This window comes from Streptomyces sp. KL109B, from assembly GCF_030766935.1.
GTDB lineage: Bacteria > Actinomycetota > Actinomycetes > Streptomycetales > Streptomycetaceae > Streptomyces.
This window is the reverse complement of sequence record NZ_JASERL010000018.1, coordinates 184,415-198,885: the sequence shown is the minus strand read 5'-3', so window position 1 is coordinate 198,885 and position 14,471 is coordinate 184,415. Positions and strand designations below refer to the sequence as shown.

At 71.1% G+C, this 14,471-nt stretch carries 14 protein-coding genes; 5 read left to right on the top strand and 9 right to left on the bottom strand.

What is annotated here, in order from left to right; genetic code table 11:
• Positions 1-83 precede the first annotated feature (83 nt).
• On the top strand, positions 84-506 hold the full coding sequence (locus tag RBJ65_RS40630) for an organic hydroperoxide resistance protein (RefSeq protein ID WP_306320779.1): 423 nt from the start codon (positions 84-86) through the stop codon (positions 504-506).
• A gap of 39 nt (positions 507-545) precedes the next feature.
• Complete coding sequence (locus tag RBJ65_RS40625) at positions 546-1,499, top strand: EI24 domain-containing protein (protein WP_306320780.1); 954 nt, start codon at positions 546-548, stop codon at positions 1,497-1,499.
• Between the two features lie 29 nt (positions 1,500-1,528).
• On the opposite strand, the gene RBJ65_RS40620 is transcribed toward RBJ65_RS40625, so the two are convergent.
• Entirely contained in the window at positions 1,529-2,122 is a 594-nt protein-coding gene (locus tag RBJ65_RS40620) for a TetR/AcrR family transcriptional regulator (RefSeq protein ID WP_306320781.1), read from the bottom strand.
• 111 nt (positions 2,123-2,233) lie between these two features.
• Between RBJ65_RS40620 and RBJ65_RS40615 the strand changes: the two genes are divergently transcribed.
• Positions 2,234-4,768, top strand: coding sequence for a beta-glucosidase (locus tag RBJ65_RS40615; protein ID WP_306320782.1), 2,535 nt, complete (start codon positions 2,234-2,236; stop codon positions 4,766-4,768).
• Positions 4,769-4,799: 31 nt separating this feature from the next.
• Here the strand turns inward: RBJ65_RS40615 and RBJ65_RS40610 are convergent, their stop codons facing one another.
• Positions 4,800-5,801 (bottom strand): aldose epimerase family protein, encoded by a 1,002-nt coding sequence (locus RBJ65_RS40610; protein WP_306320783.1) that lies wholly within the window; start codon positions 5,799-5,801, stop codon positions 4,800-4,802.
• 32 nt (positions 5,802-5,833) lie between these two features.
• Positions 5,834-6,739: an SGNH/GDSL hydrolase family protein gene (locus RBJ65_RS40605; RefSeq protein WP_306320784.1), complete on the bottom strand. Its 906-nt coding sequence runs from the start codon at positions 6,737-6,739 to the stop codon at positions 5,834-5,836.
• A gap of 314 nt (positions 6,740-7,053) precedes the next feature.
• On the opposite strand from RBJ65_RS40605, the gene RBJ65_RS40600 reads away from it, so the two are divergent.
• Complete coding sequence (locus RBJ65_RS40600; RefSeq protein WP_306320785.1) at positions 7,054-7,548, top strand: DUF3145 domain-containing protein; 495 nt, start codon at positions 7,054-7,056, stop codon at positions 7,546-7,548.
• Positions 7,549-7,757: 209 nt separating this feature from the next.
• Here RBJ65_RS40600 and RBJ65_RS40595 read toward each other — a convergent pair whose 3' ends face one another.
• From RBJ65_RS40595 to RBJ65_RS40575, 5 genes are all read right to left on the bottom strand, one after another.
• Positions 7,758-9,029, bottom strand: coding sequence for a beta-ketoacyl synthase (locus RBJ65_RS40595; RefSeq protein ID WP_306320786.1), 1,272 nt, complete (start codon positions 9,027-9,029; stop codon positions 7,758-7,760).
• 91 nt (positions 9,030-9,120) lie between these two features.
• A complete protein-coding gene (locus RBJ65_RS40590) occupies positions 9,121-9,369 on the bottom strand; it encodes an acyl carrier protein (protein ID WP_018530896.1) in 249 nt (82 codons plus the stop codon).
• A gap of 73 nt (positions 9,370-9,442) precedes the next feature.
• A complete protein-coding gene (locus RBJ65_RS40585) occupies positions 9,443-10,474 on the bottom strand; it encodes a ketoacyl-ACP synthase III (protein ID WP_306320787.1) in 1,032 nt (343 codons plus the stop codon).
• Positions 10,475-10,492: 18 nt separating this feature from the next.
• Positions 10,493-11,419: an ACP S-malonyltransferase gene (locus RBJ65_RS40580; protein WP_306320788.1), complete on the bottom strand. Its 927-nt coding sequence runs from the start codon at positions 11,417-11,419 to the stop codon at positions 10,493-10,495.
• An 89-nt stretch (positions 11,420-11,508) separates the two neighbouring features.
• Positions 11,509-12,738: a CdaR family transcriptional regulator gene (locus RBJ65_RS40575; RefSeq protein ID WP_306320789.1), complete on the bottom strand. Its 1,230-nt coding sequence runs from the start codon at positions 12,736-12,738 to the stop codon at positions 11,509-11,511.
• An 85-nt stretch (positions 12,739-12,823) separates the two neighbouring features.
• Here RBJ65_RS40575 and RBJ65_RS40570 point away from each other — a divergent pair, with 85 nt between their 5' ends.
• Complete coding sequence (locus tag RBJ65_RS40570; RefSeq protein WP_306320790.1) at positions 12,824-13,489, top strand: pirin family protein; 666 nt, start codon at positions 12,824-12,826, stop codon at positions 13,487-13,489.
• 154 nt (positions 13,490-13,643) lie between these two features.
• Here the strand turns inward: RBJ65_RS40570 and RBJ65_RS40565 are convergent, their stop codons facing one another.
• Positions 13,644-14,453, bottom strand: coding sequence for a serine hydrolase (locus RBJ65_RS40565; RefSeq protein WP_306320791.1), 810 nt, complete (start codon positions 14,451-14,453; stop codon positions 13,644-13,646).
• Between the last annotated feature and the right edge of the window lie 18 nt (positions 14,454-14,471).

The following is a 14,471-nucleotide window of genomic DNA, read 5'->3' as shown; positions in this document are numbered from 1 at the left end:
GGTTGATTCCATGATTCGGTAACCTCGTTCCGCAAACCGAAAGTCGGCTTAACAGCCACGTGCGCGAAACGAGGGAGCCGGTCATGGCCATCACGCAGTCCGACGTCGTCTACACCGCCACCGCCACCGCCGAGAACGGCCGCGACGGCCGCGTCTCCACCAGCGACGGCAAGCTCGACCTCGTCGTCAACCCGCCGAAGGAGCAGGGAGGTTCGGGCGAGGGCACCAACCCCGAGCAGCTCTTCGCCGCCGGTTACAGCGCCTGCTTCCAGGGCGCGCTCGCCGTCGTCGCCCGCCAGGAGGGCGCCGACGTGTCCGGTTCGACCGTCACGGCCAACGTCGGCATCGGCAAGAACGACGACGGCTTCGGCATCATCGTCGAGATCTCCGCCGCCATCCCGAACGTGGACGCGGCCACCGCCAAGTCCCTGGTCGAGAAGGCCCACCAGGTCTGCCCGTACTCCAAGGCGACCCGCGGCAACATCACGGTCACGCTCTCCGCCTGAGCTTGTTCCGATGTCGGGCCCGTCCCGTAGGGTTGCGCCATGCGTGATCTCGGGGCGGGCTTCGGCTATCTGATGAAGGGGCAGCGTTGGGTTGCCCAGCACGGCAAGAAGTACGGGTGGAGCCTGCTGCCAGGCCTGATCACCCTCGTCCTGTACGCGGCGGCGCTGGTCTGCCTCGGGGTCTGGGGCGACGACTTCATCACCTGGACCACCCCGTTCGCCGACGACTGGACGTCCCCGTGGCAGGGCCTGTTCCGCGGCTTCCTCACGGCCGTCCTGTTCGCGCTCGCGCTGCTGCTCGCGGTGCTGACCTTCACCGCGGTGACCCTGCTGATCGGCCAGCCGTTCTACGAGTCGCTGTCGGAGGACGTCGACCGCGCCGAGAGCGGTGGGCACGCCCCCGAGTCCGGCCTCTCGATCGGGCGTGAACTGTGGATCTCGGCGCGTGACAGCCTCCGGCTGCTCGTGCGCGCCGCCCTGTGGGGCATCCTCCTCTTCGCCCTCGGGTTCATCCCCTTCGTCGGCCAGACCGTGATCCCGGTCATCGGCTTCTTCGTCACCGGGTACTTCCTCACGGAGGAGTTGACGTCGGTGGCGTGGCAGCGCCGCAATCGCGAAGTCCGCGAGCGCCTCGCCGTGCTGCGCTCCCGCAAGGGCCTCGCGTGGGGCTTCGGCACGCCGCTCGCGCTCGTGTTCCTGGTGCCGTTCGTCGCGGTGTTCCTGATGCCGGGGGCGGTGGCGGGCGCGACCCTGATGGTCCGCGAACTGGAGGGCGAGGCGGGGGAGCCGTCGGAGCCGGCGTCCGCGCAGGGCCCGGGTGGCGTACAGGCGCAGGGCGTCGCGCAGGGTCCGGGTGCGGCGGCGCAGTGGCCGGGACCGTACGGGCAGAGTCAGCCGGCGCAGTGGCCCAACGCGTATGGCCAGGGGCAGGGGCAGGGCCAGGGCCCGGGGTACGGCCAGGGCCAGGACCACGGCCCCCGCTGGACCAACTAGCCTTCCCCGCCCAACCCCCGCTGGACCAACTAGCCCTCCCCGCCCAGCAGTTCCAGGAAGTCACGCACCGCGCCCGGCATGTCCACGGCCTCCGGGTCGAGCAGCCACTGGTACTGCAACCCGTCCAACACGGCGACCAGCAGCGGCGCCGCCCGCTCAGGCGTGAGCCCGCCCGGCAGCCGCTCCCCGTACTCGGCGCGCAGCACCTCGGCCATCGACTCCCGCACGCCCACATAGCGCTGCGTGAAGAACTCCCGCGCCGGATGCCCCTCGGTCACCGACTCACCCAGCAGTGCCGAGAAGGTCTGCACGATCCCGGGCCGCATCGCGTTGTACTCGACCAGCGAGCCCAGCAGATCGAGCCGCCACTGACTGCTCGGCACGGCGTCCCACTGGTCGCGCTCCTCAAGGACGGCGACCAGCAGCGCCTCCTTCGTGGGGAAGTGGTGCAGCAGCCCCTGCTGCGTCAGCCCCACGCGCTCGGCGACCGCCGCCAGGCTCGCGCCCCGGTACCCGCGCTCGGCGATCACTTCGAGCGCCGCCCGCAGGATCTCGGCCCGACGCTCGTGGCTCCTGGCGGTCCTCACGGCCCTGGTGCTGCTCATGCGGTCACCGTACGGCACGTCCAGGACGCCACCGCACACGTCGTATAACGGCCAAGTAACGGAACCTACCGCCCGATCGGCCCCGGGTGCAGGATGGAGGCGCCCAGGCTTCGACGAGGAGGTACCGGCATGGCACGGCAGGCGGACGCAGGTCAGGGACGGATACGGCGCGAGGGCGAGGCCGACCGGGCGCGCGAGGCGGTGGTCGAGGCCGCGCTCGGCAAGCTCGACCTCGACACCAAGACCCGCATGCTCGGCGGCCAGGACATGTGGTCCCTGCCCGCGGTCCCGGAGATCGGCCTCGCGTCCCTCGTCATGTCCGACGGCCCGATCGGCGTACGCGGCGTGCGCTGGAGCGCCGACGACCCGTCGATCGCGCTGCCGTCCCCGACCGCGCTCGGCGCCACCTGGGACCCCGAACTCGCCCGCCGCGCCGGGGTGTTGCTGGCGCAGGAGGCCCGCCGCAAGGGCGTCCACGTGCTGCTCGCCCCGACCGTGAACCTGCACCGCTCCCCGCTCGGCGGCCGCCACTTCGAGACGTACAGCGAGGACCCGTACCTCGCCGGGCTCATCGGCAGCGGCTACGTACAGGGCGTGCAGTCCGGCGGCGTCGGCACGACCATGAAGCACTACGTCGCGAACGACGCCGAGACCGACCGCTTCACGGTCAACAACCTCGTCTCCGAACGCGCCCTGCGCGAGCTCTACTTGGCCCCCTTCGAGGCCATCGTCGCCAACGCCCGCCCGTGGGGCGTCATGACCGCCTACAACGCGGTCAACGGCACCTCCATGACCGAACACCACCACCTCGTCAACGAGATCCTGCGCGACGAGTGGGGCTTCGACGGCTTCAACGTCTCCGACTGGATGGCGGCCCGCTCCACCGTCGGGGACATCAAGGGCGGCCTGGACGCGGCGATGCCGGGCCCGCGGACGGTGTACGGCGCCGCGCTGGCGGCGGCCGTCCGCTCCGGCGAGGTCGACGAGTCCGAGGTCGACGCGGCGGTACGCAACGTACTGCGCCTCGCGGCGCGGGTCGGAGCCCTTGAGGGCGCGCAGCCCGCCGTTTCCCCCGCCGAACTGCCCGCGGAGGTCGACGGCGAATCCCTGGCCCGCGAGACGGCCCACCGCTCCTTCGTCCTCCTGCGCAACTCCGGCGTCCTGCCGCTGCGTTCGGACACCCGCGTCGCCCTCATAGGCGCCGCCGCCCGCGACGCCCGGATCCTCGGCGGCGGCTCCGCCACCGTCTTCCCGCCCCGGATCGTCTCGCCGCTCGACGGCCTGAGCGCCGCGCTGCCCTCCCTGACCTACGACGTCGGCGCCGACCCGAGCGACGAACTCGCCGTCGCCGACAAGGGGTTCACCCTCCGCGCGGTCTGCCGCGCCGCCGACGGCACCGTCCTCGGCGAGGCCGCGCTCCCCAACGGCCAGGTCCAATGGCTCGGCGCCGACCTCCCCTCCGGAGTCACCCACGAGGCGCTCCACAGCATCGAGGTGACCGGCACCTTCACCCCGCGCGAGAGCGGCGACCACGCCTTCGGAACCCGCGGCCTCGGCGCCTACACCCTCACCGTCGACGGCACGGTCCTGTACGAGGGCGTGCAGGCCATGGGCCCGGAGTCCGACCCCTTCGAGGCGTTCTTCGGTGCCCCGGCGGAACGCGGCACGGTGTCCCTGACCGAGGGGCAGCCCGTCTCGGTCTCCCTCCTCCACAGCCCCGACAAGTCCCTCGCCACCCCGCTGCCCGCCGTCGTCTTCAGCCTCGTCCACCTCGACCCGCGCCGCGACGAGGACACCCTGCTCGCCGAGGCCGTCGCCGCCGCGCGCGAGGCCGAGGTCGCCGTCGTGGTGGTCGCCACGACGGACCGCGTCGAGTCCGAGGGCTTCGACCGCACCGACCTCCGCCTCCCCGGCCGCCAGGACGACCTGGTACGCGCGGTGGCCGCCGCCAACCCGAACACCGTGGTCGTCGTCAACTCCGGCTCCCCGGTGGAACTGCCGTGGCGCGAGGAGGTGGCGGCCGTCCTCCTGTCCTGGTTCCCCGGCCAGGAGGGCGGCGCGGCCCTCGCCGACGTACTCACCGGAGCCGAGGAACCGGGCGGCCGCCTCCCCACCACCTGGGGCTCCCTCGCCGACGCCCCGGTCACCCAGGTCGTCCCGACCGACGGCGAACTCCCGTACACCGAGGACACCTTCATCGGCTACCGCGCCTGGGAGAAGTCCGGCGCCACCCCCGCCTACCCCTTCGGCCACGGCCTCGGCTACACCGACTGGACCTACGAGTCCCTCGAAGTCCACGGCACCACGGCCACGGTCCACATCCGCAACACGGGCCCCCGCCCCGGCCGCGAGGTCATCCAGCTCTACCTCGCCCCGACCGCCCCCGACCCCTCCCGCCCACCCCGCTGGCTCGCCGCCTTCGCAACGGTCACCGCGGCCCCCGGCGAACGTGTCTCGACCACCCTCGACATCCCCCGCCGCGCCTTCGAAACCTGGGACCCGACCACCCACACCTGGACCCCGGCCCCGGGCCCGTACGAGCTCCTGTCAGGCCGCTCCCTCACCAACATCCACCTCTCAACCCCTTGCGCGGGCCCACATTCCAGCCCCTCCGCCACCCCCTCAAGCCCGTCCGGACCACATTCAAGCCTCTCCGGCGATTGAGGAGCGGGGTCCGGGGCAGAGCCCCGCGCCGTCAACCCCGGTTCCCGAACCAATAAACCGTCTCCGACCGATACACCTCACCCGGCCGCAACACCGTCGACGGAAACCCACCCTGATTCGGCGAATCCGGGAAGTGCTGCGTCTCCAACGCCACCCCATCGCCGGAGGCAAACGGCAACCCCTCGCCGAAGTGATCCGAGGTGTACAGCTGAACCCCCGGCTCACTCGTCGCCACCCTCAACACCCGCCCCGACGCGGTATCCCACAACTCGGCCACCTCAACGGCAACCTCCCCCACCCCCTTGTCCAACACATAGTTGTGGTCGTACCCCGCCCCCACCTTCCGGCTCTCCCGGAAGTCGAACCTCGTCCCCTCCACATCCACCAACTCCCCGGTCGGAATGAGCCCCTCGTCGACCGCGGTCACCCGCCCCGCGTCGATCCGCAACTCATGCCCACCGACCGCACTCCCGGAAGCCGCCCCACCCAGATTCCAGTACGTGTGGTTCGTCAGGTTCACCACCGTCGGCGCGTCGGTGACGGCCTCGTACGAGATGCGCAGCGCCCCACCCGCCTCCAGCTCATACGTCACCGAGACCTCGACCCGCCCCGGGAACCCCTCCTCACCGTGCGGCGACACCCGGCTCAACCGCACCCCGTACTCGCCGACGCCCTCCGCGTCCCACACCCGCTTGTCGAAGCCGCACTCGCCGCCGTGCAGGGAGTTCGCCCCGTTGTTCCGCGCGAGGTGGTAGATCCGGTCGTCGAGCGGGAACCGCCCGCCCGCGATCCGGTTCGCGTACCGCCCGACCACCGCGCCCAGATACGGCTCCGGGTGCGCCAGATACCCGTCCAGATCGGCGAACCCGAGCACCACGTCGGCCACGGCCCCGTCCCGGTCGGGCACCTCCACCGACTGCAGGATCCCGCCGTACGTCAGGACACGTACCCGCACCCCGTCCCGTTCCAGGGTCCAGCGGTGGACGGGGGAGCGGTCGTGGTCGGGCAGATTGCCGAAGAGTTCGCAGCGCATGATCGGGACCCTACGCCCGCCCTCTCCCGCGGCTACTTCGCGGTCACCCCGCGATACGCGAGCGCGGCCAGCCTGGCCTGCCCGTTCACGCTCGGGTGGAACCAGTCCCACTCGCTCAACTGCGCCTGCCCGAACTTGTACCCGAACACCGCCCCGCCGTCGTAGCGGCACTTCTTGTCCTTCGCGCAGACCTCGCGCAGCACCTCGTTGTACGCCACCACGCGCGCCTGCACGGAGTTCCGCCGCTCGGTGGCCGCGGCGTCCAGGTCGTCCGGGTCGGCCAGCATCGACGCGCAGATGCCGAGCTTCCACACCTGCTTGCCCAGCGGATTGGCCCGCCCCTGCGACCAGAGCCGCTTCAGGTCCGGCACGCTCAGCACGTACACCTGCGCCTTGGGTGCGGTGCGCCGCAACTGCCGCAGCGCCTCCTGGAAGTCGGCCCGGAAGTCCGCGACGGGCGTCATCCCGGCGACCGACGGCCGGCACGCGTCGTTCGAACCGGCCATGACAGTCACGAGATCCGGCTTCTCCGCCGCCGCCCGGCTCATCTGCCCCGGCAGGTCGGCCATCCGCGCCCCCGTCTGCGCATGGTTCCAACTGTGCGTCTTGGCGCGCCCCTTACCGAGCAACCGCACCGCGAGACTCTTGACCGACTTGTGCGTCCCCGTCGCCCACGACACCTCGGGGCAGTCGGAGAGCACCGAGCACGCGTCGAACCCCCGCGTGATCGAGTCACCCACCGCGGCAACCGACCGCGGGCTCGTGTCCCACGTCGGAGTGGGCTTCGGCGACGGCTTCGCGCTCGCGGAACCCGAAGGGCCACGGGAGTTGTCGCCCGAGGCGTCACACGCGGCGAGCGAGGCGACACCGAGCGAGGCCGCCACCGCGGCGGCGACGGCACCCCGAACGGCGAACGTCCGCACCCCACGCACCCGCATCAGCCCTCCCTGTCCATCGCCCAGTCTGACGTCGCCTACGCACGGCGGGTTGCGTCCCGCCGGGTGAAAGGTCGGTGTTTGTGGGCCTCGGGACCGACAGTACGTCACACTCCTTGCACCGCTGCGCGATAGCCTCGCCCCGGGATCCTCGGTCGACCCACTGGGGCCCCGCTGTACCGGTTCCGCTAAATTACAACACGTCAGATGTGTCCCTTTTTGTCTGGACCTTGTCGTTCCGGGCAACGGGGAAGAAGGCTCGGCACGGGCGCGAGGCCGCTGGGGAAGGCGAACCTCGACCCACACTGGAGGTCCCGGTGACGACACGTGGAGTTCTGTACGTGCACTCCGCTCCGCGCGCGCTGTGCCCGCACGTCGAATGGGCGGTCGCGGGCGTACTCGGCGCGCGCGTCAGCCTCGACTGGATCAGGCAGCCCGCGGCGCCCGGCACGTGGAGATCGGAGTTCTCCTGGCGCGGCGAGGTGGGCACGGCCGCGAAACTGGCCTCCGCGCTGCGCGGTTGGCAACTGCTGCGCTTCGAGGTGACGGCCGAGCCCTGCGCCGCCGCCGAGGGCGAGCGCTACAGCGCCACCCCCGAACTCGGCATCTTCCACGCCATCACCGGAATCCACGGCGACATCCTCATCCCTGAGGACCGCCTGCGCGCCGCCCTGACCCGCTCCAAGGCCGGCGAGACCGACCTCGAAGCCGAACTCGCCAAACTCCTCGGCAAGCCCTGGGACGACGAACTGGAACCCTTCCGCTACGCAGGCGAGGGCGCCCCCGTGAGGTGGCTCCACCAGGTGGTGTAACTCTTCGGCGGGGCGCGGGGGGAAGCTTCGGGGACGCGGGGAACTGCGCAGTTTTTTTTGGGGGGGGCGCGGGGAACTGCGCAAACCACAGCGGACCCGCACCCGCGAGCGGCAATCACGGAACACGCAACCAGGCGCAAAACGGAGTGGGCCCGCCCAGGAACCCCGGGGCGGACCCACTCCCACGTTCAGCGGAGCGTCAGGACGCGTCAGACCGTGCGGAAGGCCAACACCACGTTGTGCCCACCGAAGCCGAACGAATCGTTCAGCGCGGCGATCCGCCCGTCGACCGGCAGCTTCCGCGCCTCGCCACGAACGATGTCCGCGGTCGACTCGGCCTCCGGGTCGATCTCGTCGACGTTGATGGTCGGCGGAGCAAGCCGGTTGTACAGCGCGAGCACCGACGCCACGGACTCGACGCCACCGGCGCCACCGAGCAGATGCCCGGTCATCGACTTCGTACCGGAGACGGCGATGTGGTCGGTGTCGTCACCGAACACCTTGCGCAGCGCCTTCAGCTCGGCGATGTCACCGGCCGGCGTCGACGTCGCGTGCGCGTTCGCGTGCACGATCTCCGACGGGTCCAGGTCGGTGTTGTCCAGCAGGTTCTGCAGGGCGGCGGAGATGCCGCGGCCCCCGGGCTCCGGCTGCACGATGTCGTGGCTGTCGGCGGAGATGCCCTGGCCGACCGCCTCGACGTAGACCCGCGCGCCACGCTTGGCGGCGTGCTCGGCGGACTCGAGCACCAGCACACCGGCGCCCTCACCGAGGACGAAGCCGTCCCGGCCGACGTCGAAGGGGCGCGAGGCACCCTGCGGGTCGTCGTTGTTCTTGGACATCGCCATCATGTTGCCGAACGCGGCGATGGGCAGCGGGTGGATGGCCGCCTCCGTGCCACCGCAGACGACGACGTCGGCACGCCCTGTGCGGATCATCTCGATGCCGTAGCCGATGGCCTCGGCGCCCGAGGCGCAGGCGGAGACCGGCGTGTGCACACCCGCGCGGGCGTTCACGGCCAGGCCCACGTTGGCCGAAGGGCCGTTGGGCATCAGCATCGGCACGGTGTGCGGGGAGACGCGGCGTACGCCCTTCTCCTTCAGCACGTCGTACTGGTCGAGGAGCGTGGTCACGCCCCCGATACCGGACGCGATGACGGCGCCAAGACGGTCCGGGTCGACGGACGAGTCGTCGCCCGCCTTGTCGGTGAAACCGGCGTCGGCCCATGCCTCCTTGGCGGCGATCAGCGCGAACTGCGCGGAGCGGTCCAGCTTGCGGGCCTGCGGGCGGGGGATGACCTCGCCCGGCTCCACGGCCACCGGAGCCGCGATGCGAACCGCCTGGTCGGCGGCCCACTCCTGCTCGAGGGGCTTGACGCCGGAACGTCCGGCGACCAGTCCCTCCCAGGTGGATGTCGCGTCGCCACCCAGCGGTGTGGTTGCGCCGATACCGGTGACGACCACGGTGCGATTGGTCGAGCTCACAGGAATTCTTTCTCCAACGGATGCGAGGGATTCAGCGGCGCCACCGCCGGGTGGCGGAGCGACTGTGACCTTGAGGTCCGGAGCCGGTGGCTCAGGCCTGGTGGTCGAGGATGTACTTCGTGGCGTCGCCGACGGTCTTGAGGTTCTTGACGTCGTCGTCCGGGATCTTCACGTCGAAGCGCTCTTCGGCGGCGACGACGACCTCGACCATGGACAGCGAGTCGACGTCCAGGTCATCGGTGAAGGACTTGTCCAGCTGGACGTCCTCGGTGGGGATCCCGGCGATCTCGTTCACGATCTCGGCGAGACCGGCGACGATCTCTTCCTGAGTGGCGGCCATTGTGGCGCTCCTTCGGTGTGTATCCAGAGGGTGTGGCGGCACCTTCCCGGATCCGAAGATCCGGACAGGATGCCTAGGGGAGGGTAACGACCGTGGCGGCGTACACGAGACCCGCCCCGAAGCCGATGACGAGCGCGGTGTCGCCGCTCTTCGCCTCGCCGGTCGCCAGAAGCCGCTCCATCGCGAGCGGAATCGAGGCGGCCGACGTGTTGCCGGTGGTGCGGACGTCACGGGCGACCGTGACGTGCTCCGGCAGTTTCAGAGTCTTCACCATCGAGTCGATGATCCGCTCGTTGGCCTGGTGGGGAATGAAGACATCCAGGTCGTCCGGGGTGATCCCGGCCGCGTCCAGCGCCTGCTGGGCGACCTTCGCCATCTCGAACACGGCCCAGCGGAACACCGCCTGGCCCTCCTGCGTGATCGCAGGGAACTTGACGTTGCCCTGGGAGTCCAGCGGCAGCCGCGAGACATCCCCGAGCCGGAACTCGTTCCACGGAACGGTCTGCTTGATCGTGCCGGCCTTGTCGCCCTCGGAACCCCACACGGTCGGGCCGATCGCGGGCTCCTGCGACGGGCCGACGATCACGGCACCGGCACCGTCACCGAACAGGAAGGCCGTCGCCCGGTCCTCCAGGTCGGTCAGGTCGGACAGCCGCTCCACGCCGATGACCAGCACGTACTCCGCGCTGCCCTCGACGATCATGCCCTTGGCGAGAGTCAGCCCGTAACCGAAACCGGCACAGCCCGCGGAGATGTCGAACGCGGCCGCCTTGTCCGTGCCGAGCTTGTCCGCGATCTCCGTCGCGATGGCCGGCGTCTGCGCGAAGTGCGAGACGGTCGACACAACCACGGCACCGACCTGCTCCGGCTGGATGCCCGCGTCGGCGATGGCCTTGCCGGACGCCTCGACCGACATCATCGCCACGGTCTCCTCGTCACTGGCCCAGTGACGGGTGGCGATGCCGGAGCGCGAGCGGATCCACTCGTCGGACGAGTCGATCTTCTCGAGGATCACCTCGTTCGGCACGACCCGCGTCGGGCGGTAACCGCCGACACCGAGAACGCGCGCGTACGGGGCACCCTTGCTGGGCTTGATCTTCGACATGCTGCTCGGATCTCCTTGTCAGGCCGTGGCTGCTGCGGCTTCTTCGGCGATCAGGGCGCGGGCTGCGTCGAGGTCGTCGGGGGTCTTCAGGGCGAGAGTCTTGACGCCGGGCAGAGCGCGCTTGGCGATCCCGGTGAGGGTGCCGCCCGGGCACACCTCGATCAGTGAGGTCACGCCGAGCTCCTGGAACGTCTCCATGCACAGGTCCCAGCGGACGGGGTTCGCGACCTGGCCGACCAGGCGGGAGACCACCTCGGCGCCGGACGCGACGGCCTTGCCGTCCTTGTTCGAGACGTACGTGACCGCGGGATCGGCCGGAGCCAGCTCCTTCGCGGCCTCCTCCAGCTTCGCCACGGCGGGCGCCATGTGCCGGGTGTGGAACGCGCCCGCCACCTTCAGCGGCACCACGCGGCGCACGCCCTCGGGCTTGTCGGCCTCGAGCGCGGCCAGCTCCTCCAGGGTGCCGGCGGCCACGATCTGACCCGCGCCGTTCACATTCGCCGGCGTCAGACCCAGCTTCTCCAGGTGCGGGACGGTGACCTCGGGGTCGCCGCCGAGCAGCGCCGACATGCCCGTCTGCGTGATCGTCGCGGCCTCGGCCATCGCCACACCGCGGGTGCGCACGAGCTTCAGCGCGGTGGACTCGTCGATCACCCCCGCGAACGTAGCGGCGGTGATCTCACCGACGCTGTGCCCCGCCACCGCGCCCGGCGCGACATCGCCGAGGGCGGCGGCCGAGAGCAGCCCGGCCGCGACAAGGAGCGGCTGGGCCACGGCCGTGTCACGGATCGCGTCCGCGTCGGCCTGCGTGCCGTAGTGGGCAAGGTCGAGGCCGATGGCGTCGGACCACGCGGCAAGGCGGTCCGTGGCACCGGGGAGTTCGAGCCAGGGGGTCAGGAAGCCGGGCGTCTGGGCGCCTTGGCCGGGAGCGACGAGTACGAGCACTCTCACACTCTCTCTTGGGGACGGGTCGGGCCGCCCGTGGGGACAGGGACGAAGAACCGAAGGGGGAATTGTAGGCCCCCGACAAAAGCCTACGACTGGGGATCGGCCTCGGCCAGACGCCCCAGGATCAGGGCGATGCGCAAGGTGAACGCCGAGCGGACATCCGAGGGCGACCAGCCGGTGACGTCGGTCACACGTCGAAGCCGGTAGCGGACGGTATTCGGATGCACGAAGAGCATCCGGGCCGCGCCCTCCAAGCTGCTTGCCTGTTCCAGGTAGACGCTGAGTGTCTCCAGGAGCGCCGAGCCGGCCTCTTCGAGCGGTCTGTAGATCTCCTCCACCAACTGGTCTCGCGCGGCGGGGTCCGAGGCGATCGCGCGCTCCGGAAGCAGATCGTCCGCCAGCACCGGACGCGGAGCGTCCTGCCAGGCCCCGCACGCCTTGAGCCCGGCGGCCGCCGCCTGTGCGGACCTGGTGGCGGCGAGCAGGTCCGGCACCACGGGACCGGCGACCACAGGACCCGCGGCGAACGGCCCGATCAGCGACTTCGCCACGGCCAGCGGATTGTCGCTGCCACCCGCGATCACGACGAGCCGATTGCCGAGCACCCCGGTCAGGACCTGCAGCTTGGCGTGCCGGGAAGCCCGCCGGATCGCCTCCACCGTCAGCTCACTGTCCCCGTCTGGCGCCGTACCGAGCACCACGCACACGTGCTCGGGGGAGTTCCAGCCGAGCGCCGCGGCCCGGCTGACCGCCCCTTCGTCGGCCTCCCCGGACAGCACGGCGTTCACCACGAGCGACTCGAGCCGCGCGTCCCACGCGCCCCGCGCCTCCGCCGCCTGCGCGTACACCTGCGCGGTCGCGAACGCGATCTCCCGCGCGTACACGAGCAGCGCCTCCCGCAGCACGCTCTCGTCGCCCGGCGCCGCCACCTCGTCGATGGCGGACTCCATGACCTCGATCGTGGTGCGCACCATCTCCACGGTCTGGCGCAGCGTGATCGCCCGGGTCAACTCCCGCGGCGCCGTGCCGAACACATCCGTCGAGATCGCCTGCGGGGCGTCCGGGTGCCGGAACCACTCGGTGAACGCCGCGATGCCCGCCTGCGCCACCAGGCCGATCCACGACCGGTTCTCCGGAGGCATCGCCCGGTACCAGGGCAACGTCTCGTCCATGCGCGTGATCGCCTGCGCGGCGAGTGCCCCGGAGGATTTCTCCAGGCGCTTCAGGGTCGCCGAGTGCGGGTGAGGATCCGCGTGACCGCCTTGGTGGTCCGCTGGTTCGTTCGCTGAGGGCTGCTCTGATTCCGATTGGGGCACGGGGACAAGACTGCCTTATCGGGACGCCTCAGCGGAGTGGAGGGTCCGAGGTGAGCCGGTCGCAAGGCCGAAAACGCGGGCTACCGTGTACCGCGTGATTGATGTACGCCGCTCCGGCGACCGCTATGTCGGCGGCGAACCCGAGGCGGGGATCGAATCCCGCCACGCGTTCTCCTTCGGCCCGCACTACGACCCGGACAACCTGCGCTTCGGCGAGATCCTCGCCTGCAACGAGGAACGCCTCGCGCCCGGCGCCGGCTTCGACGAACACCCGCACAGCCACACGGAGATCGTCACCTGGGTCGTCACCGGCGAACTCACCCACCGCGACTCCACCGGCCACGAATCCGTGGTCCACCCCGGCGACGTACAGCGCCTCAGCTCCGGCGGCGGCGTCCGCCACGTCGAACGCAACGACGGCGCCGAGCCCCTCACCTTCATCCAGATGTGGCTCGCCCCTCGCGACCCGGGCGGCGACCCCGTGTACGAGGTGGTGCACGGCATCGCGGACTCGACCCCGTACGACGTCCCCGCGGCGGGCGCCATGCTGCACGTCCGGCGCCTCGCGTCGGGCGAGCGCGGCGAGGTACCGACCGCCCCGCATGTCTACGTCCACGTGGTGCACGGCGAAGTACGGCTCGCGGACACGGAGTTGACCGCCGGGGACGCCGCCCGCGTCACCGCGGAGAGCGGCCTCGAGGTACTGGCGGCGACGCAGGCGCAGCTGCTGATCTGGGAGATGGGCGGGTAATCGCAACGGTGCCCCCGAGGAAGGGACGGCACCATCGTGCGAGCCGCCGCAGTGCGGGCCGCCACCGTGTGAGCCGCCGCAGTGCGGGCCGCCGCCGTGGTGGGTGGCCTGAGCCGGAGGCCCCGGCCGCCCGAGCCCGGGTCCGGGCCTGCGGTCAGATCTCCGCGAGCACCGCGTCGGTGAACGCCGGCCACACCTCGACCGCCCACGGCCCGAACGCCCGGTCCGTCAGCGCCACACCGGCCACCCCCGCATCCGGGTCCACCCAAAGGAACGTGCCCGACTGCCCGAAGTGCCCGAACGTCCGCGGCGACGACGAACCGCCCGTCCAGTGCGGCGACTTGTGGTCCCGGATCTCGAACCCGAGCCCCCAGTCGTTCGGGTTCTGGTGCCCGTACCCCGGAAGCACTCCCTTCGTGCCCGGGTACTGCACCGTCATCGCCTCGGCCACGGTCCGCGGGTCGAGCAGCCGCGGCGCCTGCACCTCCGCGGCGAATCGCACCAGGTCGTCCACCGTCGACACCCCGTCCTTGGCGGGCGAACCGTCGAGCGCCGTCGCGGTCATCCCCAGCGGTTCGAGCACCGCCTGGCGCAGGTACTCGCCGAACGGGATGTCCGTCGCCTTCGCGATGTGGTCCCCGAGCACCTCGAATCCCGCGTTCGAGTACAGCCGCCGGGTCCCCGGCTCCGACGTCGTCTTGTGCTCGTCGAAGGCGAGCCCACTGGTGTGCGCGAGGAGGTGCCGGACCGTCGCGCCCTCGGGGCCCGCCGGCTCATCGAGCTCGATCGCCCCTTCCTCGTACGCCACCAGCGCCGCGTAGGCCGCGAGCGGCTTGGTGACCGAGGCCAGCGGGAAACGGTGGGCCGTGGGTCCATGGGTCCCCAGCACCGTGCCGTCCGCACGGACGACGGCTGCGGCGGCGGTCGGTACCGGCCAGTTCTCGATCAACGCGAGGCTCTGCATGCGTACGAGCCTAATTCC

Bases quoted from the DNA above. Each gene is read 5' to 3' on its own strand.
- RBJ65_RS40630 (WP_306320779.1), top strand. From the start codon at position 84: ATGGCCATCACGCAGTCCGACGTCGTCTACACCGCCACCGCCACCGCC.
- RBJ65_RS40625 (WP_306320780.1), top strand. From the start codon at position 546: ATGCGTGATCTCGGGGCGGGCTTCGGCTATCTGATGAAGGGGCAGCGT.
- RBJ65_RS40615 (WP_306320782.1), top strand. From the start codon at position 2,234: ATGGCACGGCAGGCGGACGCAGGTCAGGGACGGATACGGCGCGAGGGC.
- RBJ65_RS40610 (WP_306320783.1), bottom strand. From the start codon at position 5,801: ATGCGCTGCGAACTCTTCGGCAATCTGCCCGACCACGACCGCTCCCCC.
- RBJ65_RS40605 (WP_306320784.1), bottom strand. From the start codon at position 6,739: ATGCGGGTGCGTGGGGTGCGGACGTTCGCCGTTCGGGGTGCCGTCGCC.
- RBJ65_RS40590 (WP_018530896.1), bottom strand. From the start codon at position 9,369: ATGGCCGCCACTCAGGAAGAGATCGTCGCCGGTCTCGCCGAGATCGTG.
- RBJ65_RS40585 (WP_306320787.1), bottom strand. From the start codon at position 10,474: ATGTCGAAGATCAAGCCCAGCAAGGGTGCCCCGTACGCGCGCGTTCTC.
- RBJ65_RS40565 (WP_306320791.1), bottom strand. From the start codon at position 14,453: ATGCAGAGCCTCGCGTTGATCGAGAACTGGCCGGTACCGACCGCCGCC.